10 protein-coding genes are annotated in these 11,975 nt (G+C 70.3%); 8 read left to right on the plus strand and 2 right to left on the minus strand.

Features of this window, described 5'->3' with window-relative positions; genetic code table 11:
- The 3 genes from RMO85_RS12610 to RMO85_RS12620 form a co-directional block, all read left to right on the plus strand.
- The coding region (locus RMO85_RS12610) for an ABC transporter ATP-binding protein (protein WP_310529073.1) at window positions 1-642 on the plus strand (642 nt) is incomplete at its 5' end.
- A complete protein-coding gene (locus RMO85_RS12615) occupies window positions 639-1,514 on the plus strand; it encodes an ABC transporter permease (RefSeq protein ID WP_310529074.1) in 876 nt (291 codons plus the stop codon). The genes RMO85_RS12610 and RMO85_RS12615, both read left to right, overlap by 4 nt.
- 5 nt (window positions 1,515-1,519) lie before the next feature.
- On the plus strand, window positions 1,520-2,308 hold the full coding sequence (locus RMO85_RS12620) for a hypothetical protein (RefSeq protein ID WP_310529075.1): 789 nt from the start codon (window positions 1,520-1,522) through the stop codon (window positions 2,306-2,308).
- Here the strand turns inward: RMO85_RS12620 and RMO85_RS12625 are convergent, their stop codons facing one another.
- Together RMO85_RS12625 and RMO85_RS12630 are read right to left on the minus strand one after the other, a co-directional pair.
- Window positions 2,309-3,322 (minus strand): methyltransferase domain-containing protein, encoded by a 1,014-nt coding sequence (locus RMO85_RS12625; RefSeq protein ID WP_310529076.1) that lies wholly within the window; start codon window positions 3,320-3,322, stop codon window positions 2,309-2,311. It lies immediately after the preceding gene.
- A 104-nt stretch (window positions 3,323-3,426) separates the two neighbouring features.
- Complete coding sequence (locus tag RMO85_RS12630; RefSeq protein ID WP_310529077.1) at window positions 3,427-4,800, minus strand: aminopeptidase P family protein; 1,374 nt, start codon at window positions 4,798-4,800, stop codon at window positions 3,427-3,429.
- Window positions 4,801-4,903: 103 nt separating this feature from the next.
- Between RMO85_RS12630 and RMO85_RS12635 the strand changes: the two genes are divergently transcribed.
- From RMO85_RS12635 to ettA, 5 genes are all read left to right on the plus strand, one after another.
- Window positions 4,904-5,980 carry a PrsW family intramembrane metalloprotease gene (locus tag RMO85_RS12635; RefSeq protein WP_310529078.1) on the plus strand — a complete coding sequence of 359 codons (1,077 nt, stop codon included), beginning with the start codon at window positions 4,904-4,906 and terminating at the stop codon, window positions 5,978-5,980.
- Window positions 5,977-7,731, plus strand: a complete 1,755-nt coding sequence (locus RMO85_RS12640) for a dynamin family protein (protein WP_310529079.1) — start codon at window positions 5,977-5,979, stop codon at window positions 7,729-7,731. Before RMO85_RS12635 ends, RMO85_RS12640 begins: the two co-directional genes overlap by 4 nt.
- A gap of 58 nt (window positions 7,732-7,789) precedes the next feature.
- Window positions 7,790-9,445 carry a YfjP family GTPase gene (locus tag RMO85_RS12645; protein WP_310529080.1) on the plus strand — a complete coding sequence of 552 codons (1,656 nt, stop codon included), beginning with the start codon at window positions 7,790-7,792 and terminating at the stop codon, window positions 9,443-9,445.
- Window positions 9,446-9,595: 150 nt separating this feature from the next.
- On the plus strand, window positions 9,596-10,087 hold the full coding sequence (locus tag RMO85_RS12650) for a single-stranded DNA-binding protein (protein WP_310529081.1): 492 nt from the start codon (window positions 9,596-9,598) through the stop codon (window positions 10,085-10,087).
- 224 nt (window positions 10,088-10,311) lie between these two features.
- Window positions 10,312-11,975, plus strand: a 1,664-nt coding sequence (ettA, locus tag RMO85_RS12655) for an energy-dependent translational throttle protein EttA (protein WP_310529082.1), incomplete at its 3' end; no start/stop codon positions are given.

Raw genomic sequence — 11,975 nt, forward strand, 5'->3', positions numbered from 1 at the left:
GACGGGGGGCTGCGCCCGGGGCTGCTCGAGGAGACTCTCGAGCTGGTCGAGATGACCGAACGGGCGGACTACAAGGTCGGCGGGTACTCCTACGGCATGCGGCAACGCCTCGGTGTCGCGGCGAGCCTGCTGCGCGAACCGCAGCTTCTCGTGCTCGACGAGCCGGCCAACGGCCTCGACCCCGCCGGCATCCGCGACATGCGCGCCCTGGTCAAGAGGCTGGCGGCCAGCGGACTCACCGTGCTGCTGAGCTCGCACGACATGTCCGAGGTCGAGGAGATCTGCGACAACGTCACGATCATGCGGCGCGGCACGGTTGCCTTCCACGGCACCATCGCCTCCCTGCGGGCGATGGCTCCCGCCCCCGGACACACGCTGTCGACGACGGACGACCGACGGGCGCTGGCGCTCGCCGAGCATCATCCGGGCGTCGCCGTACGCCGCGACCCCGAGGCCGCCCTCATCGTCACCGGTGCGCAACCCGAGGTCTCGTCCTACGTCTCCGCCCTCGTCCGGGCCGGCGTCGACATCCTCGGCCTGACGGCGACGGAGACTCCGTTGGAGGCCCTGTTCTTCATGCTCACCGATGGCGACACCCACGGCGAAAAGGCCCGGACCCCCCAGGAAGAGGAAGCCCGATGACCACCGACCTCGCCCGACCCGTGGACCGGCACGTGGCCGTCACGACCCGGCGGCGTCGACCGCGGCTCGGGGCGGTGCTCCGCTGGGAGGTCCGCAAGCTCCGGGCGCAGCGCCGCACCCTCGCCGTCCTCCTGGCGGCCCTGGTGCTGCCGATCGTGGTCGTGGTCGTCATCCACGGTCAGTCGCGGCCGCCGAAGGACACCCTGTTCGGCCGATTCGCCATCGACAACGGGTTCGCCCTGTCGCTGCTCGTCCTCGGGTTCGCAGCGCAGTGGGTGCTGCCACTTCTGACGGCGATCGTTGCCGGCGACGTCTTCGCGAGCGAGGATCAGCACGGCACCTGGAAGACGGTCCTGACCCGCTCCACGAGCAGGGGACAGATCTTCTGGGCCAAGACCCTCGCGGCGATGGCCTTCACCGTCCTGGTGCTCGCGGTGCTGTCCGCCGCCACCATCGCGGCCAGCCTGCTGATCGTCGGACACCAACCCCTCACCGGGCTGACCGGCCAGTCCATCCCTGCCGGCACCAGCTTGCAGCTGGTCGCCGTCAGCTGGGCCTCCATGCTGGGCCCGATGCTCGGCTTCACCAGCCTGGCGATCCTGCTCTCGGTGTGGTCCCGCAACCCTGCGGTGGGGATCGCCGCGCCTGTCGTCCTGGGCATGGTCATGCAGCTGGTCGGTGCGCTGGGCGGGATCGAGCCGATCCGCCCGTTCCTCCTCACCACCCCGCTCGAGGCGTGGCACGGGCTGCTGGCCCAACCCAGCTTCACCGGACCCCTCATCGACGGGGCGCTGACCAGCGGGGTCTGGTGCGCCGTCTCACTCACCATCGCGTTCGTCCTGCTCCGCCGACGCGACATCACCGGAGGCTGAACACCATGAAACGCATCGTCATCACCGCGCTCGCCGCGCTCGTCGCGGTCCTCGCCCTCGCCACGGTCGTGATCGCGGCCAGCGGAGGCGGTGCCAGCACCGTCACCCGAGGGCGCCTCGAGCAGTCCCTGCCCGCCACGTTCGCCAACCTGTACGCCCAGCACGCACGGATCCAGGGGCGGACCGGGATCACGCCCGCATCGGTCCACGCCAAGGCGATGTGCGGCAAGGCCGGCGCCGTCGGCGAGGACGTCGGGCCGGGCGGAGACTGGGTCTGCCTGATGAGCTGGACCGACCCCGAGGTGCCCATGCCGAACGAGGGCTACGGCAAGTTCGAGCTCAACGTGCACAGCAACGACTGCTTCACCGCGAACGGACCGAGCAAGCTCACGGGATTCCTCACCATGACCGACACCCGTGGCCGCGAGGTCACCAACCCGCTCTTCGAGTTCGACGCCTGCTTCGACCCCGGCTCCGACAGCACGCCGAGCGGAGTGGTCTTCCCCTCCCTCCTCACCGTCACCAGCACGACGGTCGCACGCGGCGCGGACGGCAAGGCCGGTCTCCAGGTGACGTGCGGCACCGGCGACCGGGGCTGCGCCGGCACCGTCACCGTGACCGCCGGCAAGGTCCACCTGGGGTCCATCCGGATGCACATCCAAGAAGAGACGGCAGCGACCCTGATGACCCCACGCGCCGTCCCGAAGCAGGCCAAGGAGGTGACGTTCACGGTGAAGCTGACAACCGGGGTCGGCCCCACCAGCCCGGTGACCCTGTCCGTCCAGCGCGGCTAGCTAGTCGTGCGGGTTGGCTCGGCGCGAGAGCAGCACGATCACTTCGTAGTGGGTGGTGTGCGGGAACATGTCGAGCACCCGCGCTTCCACCGGTCGCAGGGACGGCATCGTTGCCAGGTCATCGGCCAGGGTCGCCGCGTTGCAGGACGAGTAGATGACGTGCGCCGTGTCCGAGGCCTCCAGCCAGCCGCCGAGTGCCGGGCCGATGCCGCGACGAGGCGGATTCACGATGACGAGCTCCGGCGACGTCGGCTGGGCCAGCGCCCACTCGGTGGCGTCGGCGGCGACGAAGCTCGCGCCGGCGGGAGCCGTGGCCGACGCGGCGGCGACAGCCTCGGAGGAGAGCTCGACCCCGGTGATCGTCCGGCCCGGCGCCGTACACGCGAGGGCGAAGCCACCGACGCCGCTGTAGAGGTCCCAGATCGAGGCGGGGTCGAGCGCGGTGGCCCAGTCGCGCGACTGGGCATACAGAGCCGCCGCAACGTCGGTGTTGGTCTGGAAGAACCCCTGCGGTCGCAGCGCGAGGTCGAGCCCGGCGAGTCGCATCGGCAGGGCGGCCTGTGTCGTGAGCACGATCTCGCGCTCTCCCTCGAGCACGGCCGCGTGCGACGGCTGGACGTTGAGTGAGACGACCCGCAGCGACGGCAGCGTCTCCAGCAGCCAGGGCAGATGCTTGCGGATCCGTGACTCGTCGGCGGTCGAGCGAACGACGAGTCGCAGCATCAGTTCGCCGTCGGGCGACTCGGTGAGGAGCACGTGCTTGAGCTCGCCGGTGCGCCGCGCGACGTCGTACGGCGCCAGGTCGGCGCGCGTGATGAAGCCGGCCACGAGCTCCAGGGCGGACGTGAGGCCGGGGGAGTGCAGCCCGCAGTCGCGCAGGTCGATGCCGCGGTGCGCCCGGTCGAGGATGCCCAGCGTGGGCGCGGTGGCCGTGCCGCCGACCGCCATCTTGGCCTTGTTGCGGAACCCCGAGTCCGGGCCCGCGATCGTCGTCAGCCAGCTGGGGGAAGGCACGAGCGATCGCGCGTGCATCTCCTTGTCACTGAGCTGCCGGGCTCGCGGGATCTCCAGCAGTGAGCACGAGCGGCACCGGAACGCGTCGAAGTGGTGACACTCCACTAGCGGAGCGAGCCCATCCACTCCTCGACCTCCGAGGAGGCGCGGGGGAGCGCTGCCGAGAGGTTCTGCCAGCCGTCGGCGGTGACCAGGATGTCGTCCTCGATCCGGATGCCGATCCCGCGCAGCTCCTCGGGGACGAGCAGGTCGTCCTCCTGGAAGTACAGACCCGGCTCGACGGTGAGGACCATGCCCTGGGCGAGGTCGCCCTTGGGGTAGATGTCCGCCGACGCTCGGCCACAGTCGTGCACGTCCATGCCGAGCATGTGTGACGTGCCGTGCAGCGTCCACCGGGCATAGAGCTTCGACTCCGGGTCGAGAGCCTCCTCCGCGGACACGGGCAGCAACCCGAGGTCGGACAGGCCGTGGGCCAGGATCGACATCGCGGCATGGTGGGCGGCGAGGAACGGCACGCCCGGGCGGATCGCCTCGATGCCCGGCTGCTGGGCGGTGAAGACGAGGTCGTAGAGGTCGCGCTGGAGCGGGGTGAAGCGGCCGTCGACCGGGATCGTGCGGGTGACGTCGGCGGTGTAGAGGTTGGTGCCCTCGACGCCCATGTCGAGCAGCACGAGCCGGCCGGGCGTGATCGGACCGCTGTTGTCGATCCAGTGCAGCGTCGTCGCGTGCGCACCGCCGCCGACGATCGAGTCGTAGCCGATGTCGTTGCCCATGGCCCGGGCCCGGCGGAAGAACGTGCCCTCGATCCAGCGCTCGCCGAACTCGAGCACCCGGTCCCACTCACGCACCGAGTCCTCGAAGCCGAGGGTGGTGATGTCGCAGGCCTCCTGCAGCTCGCCGACCTCCCAGTCGTCCTTGGTCAGGCGCAGCTCGGAGGCGACGCGCGCGAGGTCCTCGTCGGTGGTGATGTCGCGGGTCTTGCGGTCGTCCTCGAACGTGGGCAGGTCCTGGACGTGGCGCACCTCGATGCCGAGCGAGTCGCTGATCTCCCGGGCCGAGGGTCGCCGACCGGCCCACAGCTCGCCGTACTGCCGATCGCGGAAGAACTCGTCGGTGTCGCGGGTCGCGCGCGGGCGCGCATAGAGGACAGCCTCCCCGTCGTCGATGACGAGGACGGCGTCGGAGGTCTGGTTGCCGGTGAAGTAGGTGTGCGCCGTGTCGGGGCGGAAGCGGTAGTCGGTGTCATTGGCGCGCACCTTGTAGGTGCCGGCGGGCAGGACCAGACGCTCGCCCGGGAATGCCTCCGCGAGCCGCGCGCGGCGCGCTTCGGCGTACTCCGCGACGGGGTGCGTGGGGAGGTCGAGCTCGCGCTCGCCCCAGCCGGTGCGCATGAAGGCGGCATAGGCCTCCGGGACCGCGGGATCGTGGGACTCGGTCTTCGGCTCGGGCCGGGATCCTGGCTCGGTCTGCTCGCTCACGCGGTCACTGTACGCCGGGCCGAAACGGGTCGCAGAGCCCATTCGGGCTAGGCTTCGCGACATGCCCAGACGACGTCGCGACAGTGTTGCGTTCACTGTGATCGTGACCGCTCTCGTGCTGCTCGGCGCTGTGGTGATGGGCGCCGTGATCGCCCTGTCGGGCGCCCCTCGGTCGCTCATCCTCGCGGCCCTGCTGGCCGCCCTGCCGGTCGGTCCGCTGGTCGGCTGCTTCATGTGGCTGGACCGCTACGAGCCGGAGCCGCGCTCCCTGCTCGTCGGGGCCCTGCTCTGGGGGGCGTTCGTGGCCACGGCCGCCGCCCTGCTCTTCCAGGGCATCGGCCTCGCCGGAGGCGCGACCGACGCGCAGAGCATGTCCTTCCTGGCTCCGGTCACCGAGGAGGCGACCAAGGGCGCCTTCCTGGTGCTGCTCCTGTGGTGGCGACGCCACGAGCTCGACGGCATCCTCGACGGCATCGTCTACGCCGGCATGGTCGGCATCGGCTTCGCCTTCACCGAGAACATCCTCTACCTCGCGGCGGCCTACAACGGCACCGACGGACTCGGTCCTGGCGGCACCGAGGCGCTCACCGGCACCTTCGTCATCCGCTGCCTGCTGAGCCCGTTCGCGCATCCGCTCTTCACCGCCTTCATCGGTATCGGCGTCGGACTCGCGGTCACCTCGCGCAGCTCGGCCGTCCGGTTCCTCGCGCCCCTCGGCGGCTACGTCCTCGCCGTGATCGCGCACTCGCTGTGGAACTCCTCGACCCTCGGCGGCACGGACAACTTCTTCGCCGTCTACGGCACGATGATGCTGCCGGCTTTCCTCGGTCTGATCGCCTTCGCGATCTACCGGCGACGATCGGAGAAGGGGATGATGGCCGCCGCCCTCGACGACGCCTCGCGCCGCGGGTTGCTGCCGGCCACCGACATCCCGTGGCTCGTCGACCTGCGGGCCCGACGACACGCACGGCAGTACGCCCGGCGCTCAGGCGGTCCGCCGGCGGAGCGAGCCATGCGCGAATACCAGGCCGCCGCGATCGAGCTGGCCTATCTCCATCACCGCTACCTTCGCGGCACTGCCCCGCACGACTTCGCAGAGAGGGGCCAGGAGCATGTCGTTGCCCTCAACGCTGTCCGGCCCTACATCTCCTTCCCCGGACAGGTGGTCCCCACCCGATGACTCATCCCGAGGCGCCTGAGCACGCCCCGCCCAGTGCCGAGAGCACCCGGATGCTGACGGCACTGGTGCGGATGCGCAGCGCGCTCCAGGAGGTTCGCCTCCCGCTGGAGCTGCCCAGCGCAGGTGCCAACCGCGACGCCCAGCGCGAGATGGTCGACCAGCTCGAGGGCTACGTCATCCCGCGCCTGATGACGATCGACGCGCCACTGCTGACTGTCGTCGGCGGCTCGACGGGTGCGGGCAAGTCGACACTGGTCAACTCGCTGGTCGGCAGCCGCGTCACCCAGCCCGGGGTGCTCCGCCCGACGACCCGCTCCCCGGTGCTCGTCCACACCCCGGCCGACGCCGAGTGGTTCGGCCAGGACCGGCTGCTGCCCGAGCTCGAGCGGGTGAGCAAGTCGACCAACGACCCCGCCGCGCTCCAGCTCGTGCCCTCCGAGGCTGTGCCGGCGGGCCTCGCGATCCTCGACGCACCCGACATCGACTCGGTCGAGGAACGCAACCGCATCCTGGCCGCGCAGCTGCTCGCCGCCGCCGACCTGTGGCTGTTCGTCACCTCCGCCGCGCGCTACGCCGACCAGGTGCCGTGGGACTTCCTTCGCAAGGCCGCCGACCGCTCCGCCGCGGTCGCGATCGTGCTCGACCGTACGCCTGCGGATGCCGTGGAGACCGTCTCGACGCACCTCGCCCGGATGCTCGCGAGCCGCGGTCTGAAGGACTCGCCGCTCTTCACCGTCACCGAGGGTGAGGTCACCGACGACGGCCTGCTGCCGCCCGAGTCGGTGGCCGCGATCCGGGGCTGGCTTGAGTCCCTCGCCGCCGACGCCGAGGCGCGATCTGCGGTCGTGAAACAGACGCTGGACGGTGCCATCCGGACCCTCGCCCGGCGCACCCACTCCGTCGCGGACGCTGCCACCGAGCAGGTCGACGCCGTACGCCGCCTGCGAGACGACGTCAACAAGGCCTACGACCAGGCGGTGGCTGAGATCTCCGAAGCGTCCGCAGACGGCACCCTGCTGCGCGGCGAGGTGCTGGCCCGCTGGCAGGAGTTCGTCGGCACGGGCGAGCTGCTCAGGTCGCTGGAGACCCGGGTCGGCTGGCTGCGCGACCGCGTGGCCAACGCCCTCAAGGGCAAGCCCCAGCAGGCCGAGCGCGTGACCGTCGCAGTCGAGTCCGGCCTGGAGACGCTGATCCTCGAGCACGCCGAGGCAGCCGCTGAACGGGCCGAGGCCTCGTGGCAGTCGCTGGCGTCCGGTCAGGTCCTGCTCGCCAATGCGGGCGAGGACCTCGGCCGTGCCTCGCGCGACTTCCGTCGCCGGGCCGAGCGCGCCGTACGCGACTGGCAGTCGGACGTGCTGGACATGGTCCGCGGCGAGGGGGCCGACAAGCGCTCGACGGCGCGGTTCTTGGCCTTCGGGGTCAACGGGCTGTCGGTCGCACTGATGGTTGTCGTCTTCGCCCACACCGCCGGAGTCACCGGCGCAGAAGCCGGCATCGCCGGCGGCTCGGCCGTCCTGGGGCAGAAGCTCCTCGAGGCCGTCTTCGGCGACCAGGCCGTCCGCGCCCTGGCCGAACGCGCCCGTCGAGACCTCGAGACCAAGGTCGGTGAACTCCTCGGCAGCGAGCGCCAGCGCTACCTCGACCTGCTCGACAGGCTCGAGATCTCGCCCGAGGCGCCCGAGAAGCTCCGGGCCGCCTCCCGACGGGTCGACGACCTTCGCTTCGCCGCGAAGGGTGGCCCCAGCAACTGAGGATTCTCGGACGCATAGGGTGTGCACAGCACTCACCGCTGTTTGTCCGAGGGAGATCATGACGTCCTTGCTCGAGGGGGCCAAGAAGCTCGTCTCGCGGAGTTCTGAGATCGGGGCCCGTGTGCAGGGTCTCGAGCAGGCGGTCGACAGCGCCCAGGGGCGTGTCGACTCCGCGGTCATCGACGAAGCCCGGTCCGTCGTCGATCGCGCCGCCGGTCGACTGAAGCTGTCGGCCGAGCACACCGTGGTCGCCCTAGCGGGCGCCACGGGCTCGGGCAAGTCGTCGACGTTCAACGCGCTGGCCGAGCTCGAGCTCTCGGCTGTCGGCGTCCGCCGGCCCACCACCTCGTGGGCGACCGCGTGCGTGTGGGGTCGTCACGGCGCCGAGGAACTCCTCGAGTGGCTCGGGATCCCGCCCCGACACCAGGTGACCCGCGACTCGATGCTCTCCACGGGGCGCGAGGACAACGCGCTGCAGGGCGTCGTGCTCCTCGACCTGCCCGACCACGACTCGACCGAGGTCGCGCACCACCTCGAGGTCGACCGGCTGGTGCGCCTCGCCGACATGTTCGTCTGGGTCCTCGACCCGCAGAAGTACGCCGACGCGGCGATCCACGACCGCTACCTCGCGCCACTCGCGTCCCACAAGGACGTGATGCTGGTCGTCCTCAACCACATCGACACGGTGGCCGAGGCGCGTCGTGACGGCATGCTCGCCGACGTTCGCCGCCTGCTGGAGGCCGACGGCCTCGACGGCGTGCCGGTGCTCGCCGTCAGTGCGCGAAACGGCTGGGGGATCGACGAGCTGAAGAAGCAGATCGCCAAGCGCGTCGCGGAGAAGAAGGCGACCCGTGCGCGGCTCGGCGCCGACGTGCGCGCCGCCGCCGAGCGGCTCCAGACCGTGTCCGGCGACGCCAAGGTGCGCTCGCTGTCCACCGAACGGATCGCGGCGCTGGACGACGCGTTCGCGGACGCAGCCGGGGTGCCGACGGTCGTCAAGGCCGTCGAGGACTCCACGCGGATCCGCGCCAACCGCGCCACCGGCTGGCCGGTCACGGCGTGGTTCTCCAGGTTCAAGCCCGACCCGCTCAAGCGGCTCCACCTCGATCTCGGCTCCGCCGGAAAGCACCTCACGAGTGTGTCGCGAACCTCGGTGCCCAAGGCCACGGGGGTGCAGAAGGCTCGTGTCGACACGGAGGTCCGGGCACTCGTCGACCAGGTCTCCGACGGGATGGGCCAGCCCTGGGTCACCGCCATCCGCAAGGCCTCGCTCTCGCGTCTGCCCGACCTGGGTGACCGCCTGGACAAGGCGGTCGCCGCCACCGACCTGGGTGCCGAGAAGATTCCGCTGTGGGCCGGCCTCGTGCGTGCGCTCCAGTGGCTGCTGATCATCGCCGCCGCCGTCGGTGGCGGGTGGTTGGCGCTGCTGGCCTTCGGGTCGTATGCCCGGCTGCCGGAGCCGCCGACGCCCGAGCTGAGTGGTTTCCCGATTCCGACGCTGCTCCTGTTGGGCGGCATCGCGCTGGGCCTGCTGTTGGCTCTCGTGTGCCGAGTGCTGGTGTCCATGACGGCCAGGCGTCGTGCGAGGGCCGCGGACAAGCGGCTGCGCGACGCCATCTCCGCGGTCTCCGACGAACTCGTCGTGCAGCCGGTGCAGGCCGAGCTCGCGGCGTACTCCGCGATGCGTGACGGTCTGGCGATCGCCCTCAAGTAGCCCGTTCCGGGTCTCTGGGTGTCCACAGGAAGGCGCCTCGTCGAGGTTGTCCACAGCGCAACGGGGATCGCCCGCTCGTTGTCCGTGCCCCGCCGCACTCTTGGCGTCGAGGGCGGGCACGCCGTCCTCGACAGCGAGGAAGGCATTCACATGTTCGACACCTACATCACGCTCAACGGTTGGGTCGGCTCCGACGTCTCGTTGCGGGAGGTGGCCGGGGGACAGCCCGTGGCCAACTTCCGGGTGGCGACGACATCGCGCAAGTTCCGCAACAACCAGTGGGAGGACGGCGCCACCACGTGGTACTCCGTCCGGGCCTGGCGCCGGCTCGCCGACAACGTGGCGCTGTCGATCAAGCGCGGTGACCCGGTGGTCGTGCACGGGCGGCTGGAGGCCGACGTCTGGACCAAGGAGGACGGCACGACCAACACCCAGCTGGTCATCACCGCCACGTCGGTCGGGCACGACCTGTCGCGGGGCACTGCCGTCTTCACCAAGCCCGCGCCACCCGAGGCCCTCCAGCCGGGCGCGACACCGGCGGTGCAGCCCGTCGACCCGTGGGCTGTGCCGCTGAGCGAGCCGCCTTCGTTCGCGACCGACGCGCCCGCCGCGGAGGACGTTCCCGAGGAGGACGCAGCCTGAGGCCGGGTGGTGATCAGGACGCGGGCCTCATCCAGGTGTCGTCCATCAGGGCGGCTCGCTCGGTCCGGTCCCGGTCGCTGCTTGGCCGGCCCGTCGTCGCGTGGACGGAGATCTCGGCACTGCTGCGCCGGTGTCGGGACAGCCCATGGACGCGGCCATCGCCGTACGGGCCTCGAAGTCTGCCGGTTGTGGTCGAGAACGCCGTGACCCGTAGGCTCGGGGCCATGGCTGAATACGTCTTTACCCTGCGCAACGTGCGCAAGGCCCACGGTGACAAGGTCGTTCTCGACAACGTCACCCTCTCCTTCCTTCACGGCGCCAAGATCGGGGTCGTCGGCCCCAACGGCACCGGCAAGTCGTCCCTGCTCAAGATCATGGCCGGACTCGACAAGGCCAACAACGGCGACGCGATCCTCGACCCGGGCGCGACGGTCGGCATGCTCCAGCAGGAGCCGCCGCTGTCCGAGGGCAAGACCGTCCTGGAGAACGTCGAGGAGGCCGTGGGCGAGATCAAGGGCAAGCTCAACCGCTACAACGAGATCTCCGAGCTGATGTCTGACCCCGACGCCGACTTCGACACGCTGCTCGCCGAGATGGGCGACCTGCAGACCGACCTCGACCACGCCAGTGCGTGGGACCTCGACAGCCGTCTCGACCAGGCGATGGACGCCCTTCGCTGCCCGCCGCCGGACGTCCTCGTGGACAACCTCTCCGGTGGTGAGCGTCGCCGCGTCGCGCTGTGCAAGCTGCTGCTCCAGCAGCCCAGCCTGCTGCTCCTCGACGAGCCCACCAACCACCTCGACGCCGAGTCCGTGCAGTGGCTCGAAGGTCACCTCGCGTCCTACCCCGGCGCCGTCCTGGCCGTGACCCACGACCGCTACTTCCTCGACAACGTCGCCTCCTGGATCCTCGAGCTCGACCGCGGCCAGGCCCACCCCTACGAGGGCAACTACACGACCTACCTCGAGACCAAGCAGAGCCGCCTCAAGATCGAGGGTCAGAAGGACGTCAAGCGCGCCAAGATGCTCGAGCGCGAGCTCGAGTGGGTGCGCTCCAACGCGAAGGCCCGCCAGACCAAGAGCAAGTCGCGGCTGGCGCGTTACGAGGAGATGGCCAACGAGGCCGATCGAATGCGCAAGATCGACACCTCAGAGATCAACATCCCGGCCGGTCCTCGCCTCGGTGACATCGTGCTCGAGGCGCACGACCTCGGGAAGGGCTTCGACGATCGCACCCTCATGCACGACGTGTCCTTCACCCTTCCCCGCGCCGGCATCGTCGGCGTGATCGGCCCCAACGGTGTCGGCAAGACCACGCTCTTCAAGATGATCACCGGTGAGGAGCAGCCCGACAACGGCGAGCTCAAGGTCGGCCAGACCGTGAAGGTCTCCTACGTCGACCAGAGCCGTGGCGGCATCGACCCCACCAAGAACGTCTGGGAGGTCGTCTCCGACGGACTCGACTTCATCAAGGTCGCCAACTTCGAGATGAACTCGCGGGCCTACGTCGCCTCGTTCGGCTTCAAGGGCCCCGACCAGCAGAAGAAGGCCGGCGTGCTGTCCGGCGGTGAGCGCAACCGGCTCAACCTCGCCCTGACGCTCAAGATGGGCGGCAACATGCTGCTCCTCGACGAGCCCACCAACGACCTCGACGTGGAGACCTTGTCCTCGCTCGAGGACGCGCTGCTCGACTTCCCCGGGTGTGCCGTCGTGACCTCTCACGACCGGTGGTTCCTCGACCGCGTGGCCACCCACATCCTGGCGTGGGAGGGCGACGACGAGGACCCCGCTCGGTGGTTCTGGTTCGAGGGCAACTTCGCGTCCTACGAGGAGAACAAGATCGAGCGCCTCGGCGCCGATGCTGCCCGGCCGCACCGCGTCACCCACCG

It is taken from the genome of Nocardioides sp. (genome assembly GCF_031422975.1).
In the GTDB taxonomy this organism is placed as follows: Bacteria; Actinomycetota; Actinomycetes; order Propionibacteriales; family Nocardioidaceae; genus Nocardioides.

Coding starts and splice junctions, on each gene's coding strand:
- RMO85_RS12615 (WP_310529074.1), top strand. CDS start 639: ATGACCACCGACCTCGCCCGACCCGTGGACCGGCACGTGGCCGTCACG.
- RMO85_RS12620 (WP_310529075.1), top strand. CDS start 1,520: ATGAAACGCATCGTCATCACCGCGCTCGCCGCGCTCGTCGCGGTCCTC.
- RMO85_RS12640 (WP_310529079.1), top strand. CDS start 5,977: ATGACTCATCCCGAGGCGCCTGAGCACGCCCCGCCCAGTGCCGAGAGC.
- RMO85_RS12645 (WP_310529080.1), top strand. CDS start 7,790: ATGACGTCCTTGCTCGAGGGGGCCAAGAAGCTCGTCTCGCGGAGTTCT.
- RMO85_RS12650 (WP_310529081.1), top strand. CDS start 9,596: ATGTTCGACACCTACATCACGCTCAACGGTTGGGTCGGCTCCGACGTC.